Genomic DNA, 15,340 nt, shown 5'->3' with positions numbered 1-15,340 from the left:
CCTCAGTGTGAATGGATCCGGTCAGCCCAGACAGGTAAAACGCGAAGAGAAGATACCCACCCCACGTTTCCGTCGTAACTGGAGGTCCATAGAAGGAATGCGGCCACAGTTGAGGGGATCACACCCCCCACGTTTCCGTCGTTTCCTCACCCGGCCAAAGTCGATTAGTGGAAGTAGAAGACGACCTCGGGTCACCCACCCCACGTTTCCGACGTATCGAGAGATACACTCGTGATCAGGGGTGTGGTCAGCGACCGAGACAGGAGCTAGGCCAAGTCTTCCAACCGGCTGTCCCGGAGAACCGATTTCAACACGATGCCGGTGTCCTGAACCAGCCGATGCTCAAGATAACTGCCTTCACCCCGGCCACCACCGGTCCGAGTTGATTCAACGACTCCGAGAAACGCCTGCTCTTTCAACAGCTCGTAGACACGGTGCTCGCTGAGAGTCTTCGCATCGGCCTTCTCTGTCGTCGCTTGATACCGTTCGTAAATCCGGTTGGTAGAGAATCCATCCTCGTTCGGATTCTCTTCGGTGAGCAGCGCGAGCGAATAGAGGATGAACTTGACCTGGGTCGTGGACCCGCGTAGCAGCTCCTCGAACCGATCGATTTCAGCCCACTCCTGGGCATCGCGAACGTGTTCCTCGACGACTGTATCGACGTTTTCTCGTTCGGCCAGTTCGCCGGCGTGACGAAGAATTTCGATTGCCTTTCTGGCGTCACCGTGTTCTTGAGCGGCTAGTGCTGCCGTCAGCGGAATCACATCATCGGAGAGAACGCCATCGTGGAACGCGTCCCGTCGGTGCTTCATAATCTCGCGCAGTTGATTCGCGTCGTAGGGTTGGAAGACGAACTCCTCCTCGCGAAGACTGGACTTGACGCGTTCGTTCAGCTGGTCGCGATACTCGATCTTGTTGCTGACTGCGATGACGCCCAGGTGGCAATCCGCTTTCCCCGATTCGCGAGCCCGCGAGAGCTGCATAAGAATATCATCGTCATCGAGTCGGTCCACCTCGTCGAGAATGATGATTACTGACTCGTAGGCAGTATCCAAAATCTCCCAGAGATAGTCGTAGTATTCACCGCTGCCAATCCCTGCGCGTGGAATATCGAAGTCAGTCTCGTCCGTCTCGTTGAGTGAACGAGTTACCGTCCTCGCGACGCGTGTCTGTGTGTTGTGCTGCGCGCAGTCGACGTAGACCGTGCCCACAGACACACCGTTCGACTCCGCGGCTCGCCGTGCTCGTTCGGTGACGTGACGAGCAACGAGTGACTTCCCAGTACCCGTTTTGCCGTAAATAATCACGTTGTTGGGCGGATCGCCACGAACGATCGGCCTGAGTTCAGCAGCAACGGCCTTGATCTCGCCATCCCGGCCAACGATACGGCCGCTTTCAGGGACGTGGCCAACCTTCAGCAGTTCCTTTCGAGCGAAAATGTTGGCTCGGTCGGGATCGTCTTCATCAAAGTCAAAGAGAGGATCGTCAGCGGGATCCTCGTAGCGGCCGTCGAAGTCAGAGAGTTGGGACGGTTCCTCAGCCATCAATATCAGACATCGCGGATGGGACCTACTTAATGATTTGGCTACCTCGACCAGAGTGTAAATCGGGCTATGGTCGTCATCTGATGTTTTGTCGCTGGCGTATCATCCTCACAAAGAGTCGAGTCGGTCCCGAGTGAAATCGGATTCCGAGCGAGAGTTACCGACGCAGACCGGCACCCCCAATCCAGAGTGAAAACGCCAGACTGGAGCGGGTTTGACACACCCCTGGTCAAGAGTGAATAGCCCTCGATCCGGGAGCAGCGTACTTGGTTGAGACGACACCCCCCGTCCAGAGTGTATCTCCCGAACCGGGTAATCAATCATATCTATGAGAGGACACATCGGCCCTGGACGTCTGACGCACGGCAGACACTCCTCGTCCAGAGTGAAAGCGCCGGTGTGACGAGCTGGAGTGGAGTGTGAGCCTCAAGTGATGGTGACGAGCGTTCGTCGGCACCCCCAATCAAGAGTGAAGACGCAGGGCAGATCTCCAGCCGAAGCAAAGCAGGGTACAATCGGAACTGTCGGGATCGGGTGTCTTGATTCCGATTGACGAGGAAGATCGGGAGATACCAATCCCGATTTCGGCTTTGATGCCGCTTCGATGGTTGGCGAATAGTCAGAATGGCGATTGTTCCTTCAACGTCTCATAATACACGGACGACGGAATCGAACCCCCACACCCCTCGCCCAGAGTGAAACGCTACGAGAGTCCCTCGGTTAACCCGGCGGAAACCACACGACAAGTCGGCTGGGAAGTACCGAAATCACAAGATGTGAGACGTGTATCCCTCGAACAGCAGTCGTCACACAGTCGAAGATCCTCTAAACATACCAATCTTCATAGTATTACCTAGAAGTTTTATTACTACCTGCTTCTTACCACTCTCCAAGTGCATTCAACATAGGAGAGAGGACGAAGGCGGCATTCGTCCGGGTGGTTTCGAACCGCTGCTCGTTTTCGCTGTTCCATTTCCTCCGTGTTCTCCCGTCTCAGGCAGTCTTTCCGTGATTCTTGCTGATCTTCTCTCACGAGAACCCCTGTTTCCCGTGGACCTCACCCCACACCTCTGGTCGGTTTTCACTCTGGACGAGGGGTGTGTGGGCGAAGTATTCTCTCCAAGTCCCTTCCGTGTCTCCACTCAGTATTAACCAACAACTCTCCCCGATACCTCGATAGTGTTGGTTAACCTCTCTCAATCTCGGTGAAGGCGGCCAAGTCCGTTTCCCGAGTTTCCGCGATCTCGTGTTGAATCTCCGTCCGATCCCAGCCGAGCGGTGCCAGCACACTCTCGACAGCTCTGACGAGTTGCGTCTCGTAGTACGACGCGTCGTACGACTCGATCTCCTCGTGAGCCAACGCGACCCGCTCTCGCGAGCTCTTCTCGTCGTCGACAACTATGTACTCGATATCCTGTCCTGGATGGACAGCGAGGTCCTGCTCTCGAGCCCGCTTCAGCGCCGCCACGTTCTGTGTGTTCTGCGTATAGCCTTCGAGTGGTTTGGAGACGCGATTCCGTTCGACGAGCTGCTCGACCGGCACCGTTCCAGCGTGAAGACGCTTGATCGCGTCCTGAAGACAGTCAAGTACGGCATCCGGGGATCGAGTCGCGTCGAGCCGTTCGAGACAATCCCGCTGGACGTCCTCGATGAACGATGGGGTCGAGCGCTGCCGAGCTTCGATACCACGTATCTTGAACTCGTCGTCGCCGGCGACCTTCCCGAAGTATTTCGTCAACGCACCAGCGTCGCTCTCGCGCTGCGGGACGAACGCCACCCAGTCGTAGTGGGCCTCGTGTTCGAGCCGAATCTCGACGCGTTCCGTGATCTCCGTCGCCAGCGTCCCGAGGTCCTCTCGGTCATCGTCGTCGACGTCGGGGTCCGGCGTCACCCAGATGGAGTCGACGATGCCGTGGACGACGCGCCAGCCGCCAGCTTCCAGCCGCTGTTTCGCCGTCAGCAGAATCTCGCGAGCGAACGCGTTGATTGCTTCGTGGCACTCGATGCGGCCGAACTTCGCGTTGCTGAACCCTTGATAGCCGAAGCAGGCGACGAGGATCCACTTCAGCGCACCCGACCGTCCCTCGAGTTCCGCTAGCCGGTCCTCGTCGGGGTTGTCCCGTTCCTTCTCGTGACGGATGGCCGCCTTGATCTCGTCGCGAGCGTCGATGATCGGTTGGAGTACGTCAACGAGGTAGCCGCGCTTATCGCAGATCGAGTACCCGAGGCCGGGGACGTCGTCACGGTCGCGGTGGCAGTCACACCGGATGACGTCCGGCGAGACGTTCCGGGTACAGATGATGTTCGGATACAACGAGGAGAAGTCGAGTTCGTGGACGTTCTCGTGGAGGCCGACCTCGGGCGCGAAGATGAACCCGCCACGGTCGGCGTCGTGGAGCGTCCCCATCGGCTTGTAGAACTCGTGGCGCCAGGAGTTCCATGGCACGAGGACACCGCGGTCGTGGGCCTCGCAAATCTGGATCGCCGTCAGCACGTTCCCGATCGACGCCCACGCAAGTTCCTGGACGGGCTTCTTTGAGCGCGACACGAGGTCGAGGACGCCCTTGAGGTTCGTCTCCCCGTAGAAGAACGTGTTCGATTCGTCGATGATCGCCCGGCCGGGCACGTTGTACCGTGCCGGCGAGTGGCCGACGCGACCGTAGCTCGAGTACGTCGACCGGCTCGCGAGCTGCTGGTAGTCGACGTCCGGCCACCGACTCAGCGAGAAGTCGTCGACGCCGGCGTCCGTCGCCATCTCGTACAGGGTCGGGACGATCTCGCTGGTTGAGCAGACCAGGACGTCCGGATCGTGTGCGTCGAGCGCCCCCTGGACGGCGGTCAGGATATCCGTCGGCGAGCCGGTAACAGTATCGCCGGCGACAGACAACTCCCCATAGACGTCGTCGCTCGTTTCGGTCACCGGAACACCGAGCCGGAGCGTCGACAGCTCGCTCGCCGGCGTCGGATCGGCGCCGGTCTCCAGACAGTACCGGAACTCTCGCGAGAAGTCGACGTTGAAACAGGCGAGATCCCCGACTGGATAGTCCGACAACTGGCGTGCCTGCCGGGCGAGGGGGGTGACGCGGTCGATGTGGGCGACGTCGACCGCGAGAACGGCCTCCTCGTCTCGTCGAAAGCCGGGGCGTCGCGCAACCAGTTCGGTCGCGACGACATCCGGGTGCTGGTCGTACACCGACTGGAGTGTCGTGAGGTCGAGGTCGGCATCAGGGTCGCGAGCGGCGACGTAGAATCGCGGTGTGTAGTCATCGCGCTCGGCTGCGACGGCACCGTCGGCGGTTGCCTCCCACTCTATGACGCGCCCGTCGCTTAGGAAGTCAATTGTGAACGGCATTCCCTACAGAACCAACAGTAGGGTTCCGGATAATCGATGGCGTGTCACTTCCGGATTTCAGGGAACGATGGTTTCTCTCGCAACCATCTCGGTCACGGCGGCGACGGATGCTGGTCGTACACCGACTGGAGGATCGTAGGGTCGAGGTCGGCCTCTGCGGGTGAGGGAAGACGTAGAAGCGTGGAGTTTGACATCCTCCGCGCCTTTTAGGGCGCGGTTTCCTCTGTGGAGTTTTCGGCTATGCCGATTCCCTGAGGGCAATATTCCCGTGGTGAACGGTACTCGGGTCTGTGCGCTGTTCGTTGGGACTTTCGTGAGAGCGTGGTGACTCCGACCAGGTGTGGTCGTCCCACTGGAACCGCACGGGCCGTGCCATCGGCCTGACCGTCTGTTTTGTGTGCCGCTCGAGGAACGTCTCTGACGCGGTTAGGTCGGCGTGCCCCTGGAATCCACACGGACAGGTGAGTGTGTCTTGCTGCCGCGACGTTCGGTCAGTCGATCCACACCGTGGACATTCCTGACTCGTCCACGCTTCTGATCGAACCTTGACCGAAATCCCGTATTCCGCTGCGGTACACGCTAATCGCTCTGTGAACTTATTGAACGCCCAGAAGTTGTGGGTCTTGGCGTTGGTTTCGACTGACCAGTGTGTGTCCAGCACGTCGGTCAACCCGCCGATATACACCGTATCCACGCCCTCGGCGTACAGTCGATCCAGCAGGTCACGACACAGTGCTTCTTGGGCGTGGTCGCGGCGGCGGGTGCGTTTCCGGTACAGTCGTCGGATACGCTCACTACTGTACTGGCCTTCCGGGAGCTTGGATTGCAACCGGGCAATCTCTCGTGTCGTCTCACGGAACCGCTGGAACAATTCGCGGCCTTCGTACAGGTACTGCTCGCCGGTCGTGGTGGTACAGGCGACGAGATTGTTCGCACCGATGTCCAGAGCGGCCGTTTCATCGGCCAGTGGAGTTGCCCGTGCACTATCAGAAACAGTCACGGGTTGGGAAGCTCGGAAGGTGCTTTCAGTCTCGTCGTACCATAGCTCCAACCGGCCCTGTTTTTCGTAGTCGGGCCAACTCGGATTGCCAGCGATTTCAAGTCGGAGGCGGCCGGTGTGATCGTATCGGCCCTTCAGCTCGCTGCCGACCAGTATCTCAAGCCGAGACCGATCGCCCCACTCAGTCGTGTATGCGTCGTTACGAATGACGGTTCTGAGTTGGCGTCCGTTGTCCTCGTTGCCACGGAATCCCGGCGGGTTGGGGTGTTCCGTAACCGACGTGTCCGACTCGTCGTGGTACTGGTCTTTCAGATGTAAGAAACTGCGCCACGCTTCGCTGCTCTTGCGTATCACCTGTTGAGCTGTAGACGCCCCGAGCACGCCTTTGTATCGACCTTCGAGTCGGCCGGTATCGGCGTCCCATATGCCGCCTTCGAAGCCGTCCTCGTCGTTGTACCGCATAAGGGCGTTGGTAGTTAACTTCGTTCCAGAGGGCGGCAGAAGCGTCCAACAGATCCCGTAACAGTTGCTCTCCGGTCTCGGAGAGCGGTCGCACGGCGAATCTGTTGGTGCGCTTCATCTACCACCTATTGATCTGTTCCGGCGCAAGGTAAACACTGTCCAGCCAGAGTGAAAGTAAAACTGGAGTCGCTACGTTGGAGACTTCTGACCGGAAGGAATACGGCGGTATCTCAGCAGATCCGCCCCGATTCCCGTCTACCCTCTTCGGAGCTTAGTTCCGAGAGGCGACGGCATGTCGCTTCTGAGTTTCAGCAAATTAGTTCAAAAAGCGTACTCAACGCTATGTTCTGGCTTATTGTTCGTCGTCGTGGGGCTTCCGGAACGATTTCCGGAATCAGTGACCCGATATTAACCAACGAATTCGGAGATCCGCACCGAATGTTGGTTAAGACGTAACAGTGACGTCTGGCCACATACCGCGAGTCCCTGTCGTTAGACGCTATCAGATGATTCAGACGAACCCGAGGCGTTCCATTCAGCAACCTCGCCGTCGTAGAAGGTATCATCGCTTGGGAGATCGTCCTTGAGTTCGGGTATGGCGGAGGTCTGGTCAATCGACGCTCGGAGGAGTTTCAACCGCATCGCTTCCTCACGACCGAGAATCGTTTCGACGGTATCGTAGTCGGTGCGGCCGTCGTAGTAGGCGTTGCTCAATCGCCGGCGGACCGTTTCCTCGGTTGCGAGTTCGTCGAGTTTGTTCTCTAGAGCGTCGATGAGAAGCCGGGTTCGTGGGATATCGAGAACCTCAGCGACGGTATCGATGCGTTCGACGAGAGACTTCGGGGCGTCGAACTCGACCCGGGTTTTCTCTTCGGACATTGCTCTGCGTGCTGGGGCTATGCGCTCACCGATGCTTCATCCCCATCGATATCGTTGATGAGCGGGTAGTCGATGTGCATCTCGATCCGGTCGAACGGGACGATGGGTTGCATTGCCCCGCCGGGGCCACCTTCTTTCAGTTCAAGAATACCCAGCGTTTCCAAGTGCTTCAGATCCGAATGGACATCGGACACATCACGGTCGACGAGGCGCGCGGCCTCCCGCATACTTTCGGGTGCGTGTTCGGCGATCGCCTGAATGAGCTCGAGACGGAGCGGGGTGAGGCTGTCAACGAGATCGTCGTAGGTTCCGAACTGGAGTGTCGCCGCCCCGTCTTGGTCGTCGAGCGTGTCCGTCTCGGCGGCGTGGACGAACTGGAGTGCGTCCTCACGGACCTGTTCTCGGTCGCCAACGGTGATGTGGAGCGTGGTCATTTTTGGAGTGTAGTGGTGGCGGGTGGTGGACGGTCAGTACGGCCGCGGCGGATCGCCGCCGACGGCCTCCCAGTACTCGTCTGCGCTCGCCCAGAAGTCGACGGGACCAGCTTGACGTGTGTGTACTGGAAGACCGGCTCTTGGGCTATCTCTTATGTGTTGGGAAGACGCCCGACATCATAAGACCAGCGAGGATCCGTCGATACGCTCTCCTGATCTGGGCCTCCAGAAGACGAGATCGACTCAGAGACGATTCGTGAGTGGAAGACACTCCGTCGGGACCTCGCGCTCGCGAACGCCGCCCCCTCGATCGGCAATGCCGAGCAATTCGTCGGCACCGGTCATCGCTCAATCGGCGATAGCGGTCATGCCTGAGTGAGTAAGCTGGGTAGGGTTGTCGACCTGATATTATGAGAAGTTAGTGAATATATTTTGGGCAGAGGAAGAAATATGTGGTCTTAGCCCGTTGGTCGAAGTATGTCAAACGACGCTCGTCGCGACGGCCCACCCCCATTCGACCGGCCATTCGAAGGCGAAGACACGAAACAGCGCGTGTACGGCGCCGTCCTCCATGCGCGAGAGCCAATGACGGCCGCCGAGATCGCCAAGCGTGCAGACTGCTCCGAAGAGTCCGCACGGACGCATCTGTCCTTCTACGCTGACCTCGGCATCGTTATCCACCACGATGGTCGTCCAGCTCGATACGAGCGCAATGACGACTACTTCGAGTGGCGCCGAGTGAATGAGTTGGCGAACGTACACACCGTCGAAGAACTACAGGCCCGGGTCTCGGACCTCACCGACCAAATCGAAGCATACCGCGCGGAGTACGACGCTGACTCACCCGGTGACGTCGATGTTCTCAAATTCGACGCCGAACGCGTTGACGACGTGTATGCGGACCTTGGGGACTGGGCGACCGCAATCGAGGAGCGCCGGTTCCACGAGCGCGCCCGCCAGAAGGCGACCAGCTCCACAGCGCCCTCCCACGGCTGACAATGGTACCGGCCGATGACGGCGCAAGTCCAGCGCCACTGGACCGTGCGGTGTTAGAGCGGATGCAGTCTCGATTCGCTGGCCGTCGCATGTTTGAAGTAGTAGACCTTGTCGAGGAGGGGAAGCTGTATCTCTGTATTGAGCTCGCCGGTGATTACTACCCAGGTGATGCGTCTGCTCGGTTTGAGATTCGATGGTATCGCAACGACGATTTCACCGTTCACTATCAAGAAGAGCGTCAAGAGAGCGTGTGGAAGTGTCGCTGGGACCGCCACCCCAGCAGTCACAACGAACGAGATCATTTCCATCCGCCGCCGGACGCAAGTCGTACCGACGCAGAGGACGCACAGTGGCCACAAGACCATCGTGGCGTCTGCCGCCTCGCCCTTGATTACGTCGAAGAGCGAATCGAAACTCTATGGGAACGGCAGTAGGACACATAACGGCCTTACTGCCGCTAATCCTGCTTGAAACGCGCGATATTCTATGCGATAGGCTCCAGCGACTTCATAGAGAAATCTGACTTTGAGCAATACCGTTCTGCAAGCTCCATCAACGCTCGAGTCCGTCGGATATCGGCGATATTGTGAGTGATGAGCGGCTCATAGGCGCCCTCCTTCCATGCAGTGACTGCCTCGCTACTGTCGGTGAATGGATCAAGCTCGTTCAATCCGGCGCCGATCAGTTCCTCGTAGACGCCACTCAGCGTATCTTCACTCGTATTGAAACGTGTCTCGAAGACGTCCATCACGTCGACGTATGGCAACGTGCCAAACGGCCACTCGAGCCCGTGCGTACAGAGCCGTGTGCGAAGAAACGGGAGGTCGAACCCTCCGTTCCACCGTTCCCCGTTGTACGCAACGAGCTTTGCATCACGTTGGGTGAGTGTCGACGTGACGAACGTCGCTAGTCCGTTCAGGAGATCCTGTTCGCTGTCGTGAAGTGAGAGCTGTACTGGTGTCTGGAGGGCGTCATTAAGCCGATTTGTGAGGCCTGCTTCTGGTGCCGTTCGGGTATAGAGAAACACTCGCGACGAGACCACCGAGTCGAACCCAACTACTGTGAGCTCATCATCGGACTGAAATCCCGTCGTTTCGATATCGAAGGCAATCGTCGTCAACTCCGTCATTCGCCACCTCCAGTGCTACCTTCGGTGGACGATTGCTGCTGTTCGACCACAGTTTCAGAAAGCCGTTGCTCAAGTTCCTCGAGGCGTTCCTCGTGGTCGTCGAGGCGGGCCTCCTGTTCGAGATCGATGCTGAGCAGCGCCGGGAGCAGCGGGTTCTGGTGGTTCAACAGCCCGCTCGCGTCGGCGTGGTCGCGGGCGTACTCGAACAGCTGGTCAAATCGTGGCTGGTCGCGACGCCGCAGTGCCCGGCGGAACTCTGCCCAGCGCTCTTCGATGGCCCGGAGCGCATCCCGGTACGTCGGGTTTGTGCGCCCCATCGCTATCGGCCTCCTGTCCCGGTCGCGGTCCACGCATCGAGCAAGGGGTCCGTAGTGGCCGCCACCGTCTCACCGTCAGCTGTGACGCCTGTCCCGACACCCTCCGGAGTCGGCGTCGACGGCGTCGACGTTGTCGGTTCCACGCCGACCTGCGTGGCGCGTGCCGCGAGCAGCTGCCGCCAGTACGCGAACGTCGTCTGGTAGTACGCGCCGTCGTCGACGGGATAGACGAGCGTCTCGAAGTCTTTGCCGACGACCCGTGGCCCCATCCGAGTCTGCTCGCACTCCAGGTGGTGGTCGGCGACCGTCGCGACTGACTCGGTGAATTCGTTTCGTTCGTTTCGCGTAACGAGCACCGGGATGTCGTACCCCTCGGCGTAGGTTGCCAACCGAGCGAGAGTTCGAGCCTGAAGGGTTCCCGCGTGGGTTTCGCCGAGGGTATCGTCGGCGCGGTACTGGGCGTCGACGGCCGGCGCGACGATGAGGGCGGGCGTGTGGGGCGACGTGTCCTCGTCGCGACCTGGCGCCCCTCGACCGGCTGCCCGGGCGTTGGCGGTGGACGTCTGGATTACTTTGTTCACCGCTGACGGGAGATCACAGACGGCGCCGTAGTGCTGGTAGGCGGTGAATCCGCGGGCGACGTGAATTCGGTTGAGCAACCGTTGACTGGGCGCGATCTGGGCGAGTGTCGTCGTCGTCGCGTGACCATTTGCGTCGACCCAGAAGGCGGGCCCGTCGTGCAGGAGGAGATGGTCGAGTACGAGCGACTGCAGGATCGGGACGCCGCGGCCTCCTTCGACGTCGAGCAGCGTGATGCCGTCGCCGAGTGACGGCAACAACATCTCGTCCGTAGTCGGATCGGCCTGGTCAGCAAGGGACCGATTGCGGTCAGCGCCCCGTGTCGGCTGGTCCACCGCCAATCGGTTCGACGTTGAGTGTTCTCCCATACTCGATTAGTTGTCTACGTTCCCGATAAGCCGCAGCGTGTCGCTTCCGCGTTTCAGGAAACTCGATGTGATCCCCTCCAATCCCGGTACAGTCCCGAGTAGTCTCCGTTTGGATCCTGTTTCCGAGAATAGTTCCTGAATCGATCGTACTTCGTGTTAACCAACACTCGGCCGTATTGACGGCGGTGTGTTGGTTAAACCTACCCAGCTGCAGTCTCGAGCCTGACTGCTCGGAATGTTAATGCTCAACGCCACGTTGGAAGAGGTGCTCTATGAGCTATCCACGAACCCACGTCGACCACCGAAACCCCGACCACCACGAGTCAATGCACCCAACTCGAAATATCGTGAACGCGCACGTTGTTGCCGGGGAATTCCTCACTTCGCGGTACCACGAGGCGCTTCAAACTGTTCTCCATCCCCTCGGCGAGTCTTTGGACACCAAAGACCAATATGCGCTCAACGACCTTGGCATCGTCCATGCTACTGGTTCCTTGAACGAGCTATCCCCGATCGTTCGCACATACGTCAAACTCGATGAGTATTGGACACGCACCCATCGTACTGCGCTCAACGAACTATTCGCTGATCGACGTGCTCACGTCCTGAGTTGCTGTACGCGGTTCCTTTCTGAGTTCCCTCGACACACTCTTGAAGCCGAATCCGGCCGTTCCGGAACTGCGCTGGATACTACCCTTGCTCCGCTTCTTGAGTGTGGATTTCTCTCATACACAGATGATGAGAAAACCCCATACTCTGTTGATGAACACCACGCGCTATATCGACCGACTGAACGGCTCTTCGACGCACTTCTTGAACAAGCAGCTGTTCTCTGTGAGCTTCTGCCGCCGACCGAGCTCTAATCGACGATTCAGAGCCGTTCACATTTCCAGATACGTTGAAGACTCTCCCGGCCGGACCCGGATGTATGTGTGGCCGGAACTCGCTCTTCATCGACCAAGCAGACCTCGAGGCCCGCTTCGATGCCGAGGTCGTCGCGGACGGCGGGTACACACCCCGATACAACATCGCACCTGGTGACGACCTCCACATCATCACGAACGAGGCTTCCGACGAGATCGATGCCTACCACTGGGGGCTGATTCCGTTCTGGGCGGACGAACCCGAGGAGGGCATCATCAACGCTCACTCCGAGACTGCCGACGAGAAACGCGTCTTCGAGCGGGCGTGGGAATCACGTCCCTGCCTCGTCCCCTCGTCAGGGTTCTACGAATGGAAATCGCCGAACGGCGGGTCGAAACAGCCCTATCGGATTTACCGGGAGGACGACCCCGTATTCGCGATGGCCGGGCTCTGGGACGTCTGGGAAGGCGACGACGAGACGATCTCGTGCGTCACGATTCTCACGACGGAGCCGAACGACCTGATGAACTCAATCCACGACCGGATGCCGGTCGTCCTCCCGCAGGACGCGGAATCTGACTGGCTCGCCGCAGACCCGGACACCCGCAAGGAACTGTGCCAGCCGTATCCGAAGGACGATCTGGACGCCTACGAGATCTCGACGCGGGTCAACAACCCTGGCAACGACGATCCTCAGGTCATCGAGCCACTGGACCACGAGCAATCGGGCCTAGGCGAGTTCAGTTCCTGATAGCTGACGGGGTCACCGTTACTGCATCGGTGACGCCGCCGCTGAATCGACGAGCGAGTACTCTCGGTCTCGACTCGTCCCTTCCGCCTCGAGGAGGTTGTACTGCTCCATCTTCGAGAGGTACGTGCGGATAGTCCGCTTCGTCCGCGGATCATCGACGTCCTCGGAATAGCGCTCGTGAATCTCGCTCGGCCCGACCGGGCCGTGCTCGCGAACGACGTCGTAGACGACGCGCTGATGGGGGGTGAGTGAGTCGAGGCTCTTCTGCTTGATCTGGGCCCGAGCATCCTCGGCGGCGTCCAGGAGGATGTCGTCGGTGATGCGTTCGTGGTTCTCGCGATCTGCCTTGCCGGCGGCCGTTCGGAGGATGCCGATTGCGAGGCGGGCGTCGCCGGCGGCCGCGTCGGCGATCCGATAGAGCTGGTCGTCGGTGATGACGTCCTCGTCGAGGCCCCACTTCGCCCGCGCACTCAGAATGTCGTACAGCTGCTCGTCGTGGTACTTGTCCATCCGGACGTGTTCGCTGGAGCGCAGGCGGCTCACGAGGCGGTCGTCGACGCGACTGAACAGCTCCTCTTCCTTGTTCGCGATGCAGATGATCGCGAACTGCGGGAGGCTGTGGAGGTCGTAGATGACGCTGGGGTCTTCGAGTTGGTCGACCTCGTCGAGGATGACGACGGTTCGCGGGCCGTCATGCTGCTGGAGGCGATCGACGAGTTCGTCGTGGGGAGTCGACTGCCGGTGGATGTCGATGGTCGCGCCGAGGTCGTCGAGAATCTGGTATAGGGTCCGGAATCTGGTGTAGTTGCGCCAGCAGTTGACGTAGGTCGTCTCGACGTCGAGGACCTCTTCACGGAGCCGTTCCGTGACGAACTTCGAGATGCAGGTCTTGCCGGCGCCGCTGGGTCCGGTGACGATTGCTGTATCGGCGGGTTCACCGTTCGTGATGGGCTCAAGGACGCTGGAGAGGTGGTTGACTTCGGCGTCGCGATGCTCAACTTCTCGAGGGACGAACCCCGCCCGGAGTACGCGAGCATCGCGGATCATTTGAGTCTGATAGACAGATTTTCGGTCAGGTCATAAAAGCCTGACCGGGTTGTTTCCGGAAAGGTCTACATTACTTCTGCTTGATTGCTGTTTTTATAGCTTCTAAGAGTGCCTGAGCTTAACTAATAGGTCTCTCAATAGGGATGTTCTCGGAAAGAGGCATTCCTAGATGATCAGCATTCACGACTTGTCTACTTTACGAGTTTTGAGGTCCCTCGATAATCTCTGATCCGAACGTACTACCGCAGAAATATGGGTCCATTCTGGTGGTCTCGTTTTGTTTTTTATGCGCCTGATTGGGTGAGGCGCAAGTTACCTCAGGCAAACGATGAAAAATCCAATATCAGTACCCGACTCTGTATCGGATCTCAAACTAACCCGAGAGAGAAGCCGAAACGAGATCAACGATTTCCTCGAGTCGGATATGGTAGACCACAAATTGGGTGGTATTCCTGGATGGAAAGCTGCTTTCGGAGCTCGTTATAAGTCTAATCTAATTGCAGTCTGTGTTCTCGGCCGTCCAGTGGCTCGAATGGTTGACGAAGATAAAGAAATCTCAATTACACGGTACGGATCGCGACCTGAAAGACCATCAAACACGGGTTCTTGGCTCATCGCACGCGCGCGAAAGTGGGCGTTCTTAGAGGGATATCAACGGATTTCTGCTCACGCTGGAGTAGCAGGTAACAAGGGAACAATTTATTCAGCGGCAGGATTCAAACTGGTTCGGGAAGAGAAAGCTCAAGGAGATGGCTGGGAGTCGCGCGAAGGGCGTTCCTCCGTCGATGATTTTGTTCGTCGCAAGTGGATTTATCAATTGCGTGATTGAATTGTGCTATAATCCGATTTGATTTGTATGCGGTAGATGAGGTATAAGACGACCTAATTCGCACTTTACTACTTAGTTTGGTTCTGGTTCTTCACCCGTGATGGTTTGTCCGTCTATACACCGGTGAAGGTACGAACATTGGCTACATTTCTGGACTGCTGGATTGGTCTTGTAGGATTCGATGTCCCCCATACTCGTCCAGAAGGCCCTATCATTCGTAATCCGGTCTCGGATCTGTCTCATGTCTTCCGTGGTCGGCACCATTCGGTCGAACTCCCCACTTCCAGTATGGGCTAATTGGACCCGAATCCGACTGATTTCGGGTTCATACGCTTCGTGAGCATAAAGCGCATATGCTTGCATCTGTATTGTCGGGTTACTAAACCGGTCATATGCACCTGTCTTCCAGTCAGTAACGACAAAGTCTCCCTCTGGGTTTCGCGTACAGAGATCTGGTTGGACGGTGACGGGTTCTTCGGAGACTTCGAACGTTTGGCGCGTTTCGTGGGCGATATACTGGTGGTCCTCAAGGTGGGGCCAAATCACCCGGAAGAACTGCCTGATGTGATTACGGGCTGTACGAACTAATGACCGCGTGAAGGAATCGCTATCGAAGGATTCCCCATCCGTATCGTCAATCCGATCAGCAATCGTCTCAGTATTCGCTTCGACATACCTCTCAAGTTCGTCTTTCGCATATTCAGTTGCAGTCTGAAGATGGATGTTCTCACCCCGAGCCCATCGTGCAACCTGCCCCGCGAGAGATTCGTGTACGATAGTTCCTAGATA

The 15,340-nt window shown here is 58.3% G+C and carries 13 protein-coding genes and 2 pseudogenes; 6 read left to right on the top strand and 9 right to left on the bottom strand.

The features are described from left to right. Positions 1–266: 266 nt before the first annotated feature. The 5 genes and pseudogenes from AArcCO_RS00320 to AArcCO_RS00300 all read right to left on the bottom strand — a co-directional run bounded on the left by AArcCO_RS00320 (position 267) and on the right by AArcCO_RS00300 (position 7,671). Positions 267–1,544 (bottom strand): Cdc6/Cdc18 family protein, encoded by a 1,278-nt coding sequence (locus tag AArcCO_RS00320; RefSeq protein WP_121571058.1) that lies wholly within the window; start codon positions 1,542–1,544, stop codon positions 267–269. A gap of 1,186 nt (positions 1,545–2,730) precedes the next feature. Then, positions 2,731–4,896, bottom strand: coding sequence for a type B DNA-directed DNA polymerase (locus tag AArcCO_RS00315; RefSeq protein WP_259532788.1), 2,166 nt, complete (start codon positions 4,894–4,896; stop codon positions 2,731–2,733). A 238-nt stretch (positions 4,897–5,134) separates the two neighbouring features. Next, positions 5,135–6,476: pseudogene (locus AArcCO_RS00310) on the bottom strand (transposase). Positions 6,477–6,850: 374 nt separating this feature from the next. Then, the gene (locus tag AArcCO_RS00305; RefSeq protein ID WP_259532908.1) at positions 6,851–7,237 is read right to left on the bottom strand and encodes a hypothetical protein; all 387 of its coding nucleotides are present in this window, start codon (positions 7,235–7,237) and stop codon (positions 6,851–6,853) included. Between the two features lie 17 nt (positions 7,238–7,254). Next, positions 7,255–7,671 carry an HVO_A0114 family putative DNA-binding protein gene (locus tag AArcCO_RS00300; protein ID WP_004048545.1) on the bottom strand — a complete coding sequence of 139 codons (417 nt, stop codon included), beginning with the start codon at positions 7,669–7,671 and terminating at the stop codon, positions 7,255–7,257. A gap of 207 nt (positions 7,672–7,878) precedes the next feature. Between AArcCO_RS00300 and AArcCO_RS00295 the strand changes: the two are divergent. From AArcCO_RS00295 to AArcCO_RS00285, 3 genes and pseudogenes are all read left to right on the top strand, one after another. Continuing rightward, positions 7,879–8,046, top strand: a pseudogene (locus tag AArcCO_RS00295) (transcriptional regulator); the annotation flags it as partial. A 102-nt stretch (positions 8,047–8,148) separates the two neighbouring features. Then, positions 8,149–8,667 carry a DUF7342 family protein gene (locus AArcCO_RS00290; RefSeq protein WP_259532907.1) on the top strand — a complete coding sequence of 173 codons (519 nt, stop codon included), beginning with the start codon at positions 8,149–8,151 and terminating at the stop codon, positions 8,665–8,667. A gap of 89 nt (positions 8,668–8,756) precedes the next feature. Then, complete coding sequence (locus AArcCO_RS00285) at positions 8,757–9,101, top strand: toxin-antitoxin system TumE family protein (RefSeq protein WP_259532913.1); 345 nt, start codon at positions 8,757–8,759, stop codon at positions 9,099–9,101. A gap of 50 nt (positions 9,102–9,151) precedes the next feature. Here the strand turns inward: AArcCO_RS00285 and AArcCO_RS00280 are convergent, their stop codons facing one another. From AArcCO_RS00280 to AArcCO_RS00270, 3 genes are read right to left on the bottom strand one after another with little or no spacing between them, the layout of a single operon-like run. Further along, complete coding sequence (locus AArcCO_RS00280; RefSeq protein WP_259532906.1) at positions 9,152–9,796, bottom strand: ribonuclease H-like domain-containing protein; 645 nt, start codon at positions 9,794–9,796, stop codon at positions 9,152–9,154. Continuing rightward, on the bottom strand, positions 9,793–10,113 hold the full coding sequence (locus AArcCO_RS00275; protein WP_259532905.1) for a DUF8156 family protein: 321 nt from the start codon (positions 10,111–10,113) through the stop codon (positions 9,793–9,795). The genes AArcCO_RS00280 and AArcCO_RS00275 overlap by 4 nt, the downstream gene beginning before the upstream one ends. A gap of 2 nt (positions 10,114–10,115) precedes the next feature. Then, positions 10,116–11,060: a hypothetical protein gene (locus AArcCO_RS00270; protein WP_259532904.1), complete on the bottom strand. Its 945-nt coding sequence runs from the start codon at positions 11,058–11,060 to the stop codon at positions 10,116–10,118. 272 nt (positions 11,061–11,332) lie between these two features. On the opposite strand from AArcCO_RS00270, the gene AArcCO_RS00265 reads away from it, so the two are divergent. Further along, positions 11,333–11,923 carry a hypothetical protein gene (locus tag AArcCO_RS00265; RefSeq protein ID WP_259532903.1) on the top strand — a complete coding sequence of 197 codons (591 nt, stop codon included), beginning with the start codon at positions 11,333–11,335 and terminating at the stop codon, positions 11,921–11,923. Positions 11,924–11,988: 65 nt separating this feature from the next. Further along, positions 11,989–12,675: an SOS response-associated peptidase gene (locus tag AArcCO_RS00260; protein ID WP_259532902.1), complete on the top strand. Its 687-nt coding sequence runs from the start codon at positions 11,989–11,991 to the stop codon at positions 12,673–12,675. Between the two features lie 18 nt (positions 12,676–12,693). On the opposite strand, the gene AArcCO_RS00255 is transcribed toward AArcCO_RS00260, so the two are convergent. Then, positions 12,694–13,722 (bottom strand): Cdc6/Cdc18 family protein, encoded by a 1,029-nt coding sequence (locus tag AArcCO_RS00255; protein WP_259532901.1) that lies wholly within the window; start codon positions 13,720–13,722, stop codon positions 12,694–12,696. A 328-nt stretch (positions 13,723–14,050) separates the two neighbouring features. Between AArcCO_RS00255 and AArcCO_RS15875 the strand changes: the two genes are divergently transcribed. After that, positions 14,051–14,551 (top strand): XF1762 family protein, encoded by a 501-nt coding sequence (locus AArcCO_RS15875; RefSeq protein WP_321170487.1) that lies wholly within the window; start codon positions 14,051–14,053, stop codon positions 14,549–14,551. Positions 14,552–15,340 lie beyond the last annotated feature (789 nt).

The sequence above is a fragment of the Halalkaliarchaeum sp. AArc-CO genome (assembly GCF_024972735.1).
Classification (GTDB): domain Archaea; phylum Halobacteriota; class Halobacteria; order Halobacteriales; family Haloferacaceae; genus Halalkaliarchaeum.
The sequence above is the reverse complement of the archived record's forward strand: the minus strand, read 5'-3'. Positions and strand labels throughout refer to the sequence as shown.

What these genes read in the sequence shown, in the direction of transcription:
- AArcCO_RS00320 (WP_121571058.1), bottom strand. Translation starts at nt 1,544, where the DNA reads ATGGCTGAGGAACCGTCCCAACTCTCTGACTTCGACGGCCGCTACGAG.
- AArcCO_RS00315 (WP_259532788.1), bottom strand. Translation starts at nt 4,896, where the DNA reads ATGCCGTTCACAATTGACTTCCTAAGCGACGGGCGCGTCATAGAGTGG.
- AArcCO_RS00305 (WP_259532908.1), bottom strand. Translation starts at nt 7,237, where the DNA reads ATGTCCGAAGAGAAAACCCGGGTCGAGTTCGACGCCCCGAAGTCTCTC.
- AArcCO_RS00300 (WP_004048545.1), bottom strand. Translation starts at nt 7,671, where the DNA reads ATGACCACGCTCCACATCACCGTTGGCGACCGAGAACAGGTCCGTGAG.
- AArcCO_RS00290 (WP_259532907.1), top strand. Translation starts at nt 8,149, where the DNA reads ATGTCAAACGACGCTCGTCGCGACGGCCCACCCCCATTCGACCGGCCA.
- AArcCO_RS00285 (WP_259532913.1), top strand. Translation starts at nt 8,757, where the DNA reads ATGTTTGAAGTAGTAGACCTTGTCGAGGAGGGGAAGCTGTATCTCTGT.
- AArcCO_RS00280 (WP_259532906.1), bottom strand. Translation starts at nt 9,796, where the DNA reads ATGACGGAGTTGACGACGATTGCCTTCGATATCGAAACGACGGGATTT.
- AArcCO_RS00275 (WP_259532905.1), bottom strand. Translation starts at nt 10,113, where the DNA reads ATGGGGCGCACAAACCCGACGTACCGGGATGCGCTCCGGGCCATCGAA.
- AArcCO_RS00270 (WP_259532904.1), bottom strand. Translation starts at nt 11,060, where the DNA reads ATGGGAGAACACTCAACGTCGAACCGATTGGCGGTGGACCAGCCGACA.
- AArcCO_RS00265 (WP_259532903.1), top strand. Translation starts at nt 11,333, where the DNA reads ATGAGCTATCCACGAACCCACGTCGACCACCGAAACCCCGACCACCAC.
- AArcCO_RS00260 (WP_259532902.1), top strand. Translation starts at nt 11,989, where the DNA reads ATGTGTGGCCGGAACTCGCTCTTCATCGACCAAGCAGACCTCGAGGCC.
- AArcCO_RS00255 (WP_259532901.1), bottom strand. Translation starts at nt 13,722, where the DNA reads ATGATCCGCGATGCTCGCGTACTCCGGGCGGGGTTCGTCCCTCGAGAA.
- AArcCO_RS15875 (WP_321170487.1), top strand. Translation starts at nt 14,051, where the DNA reads ATGAAAAATCCAATATCAGTACCCGACTCTGTATCGGATCTCAAACTA.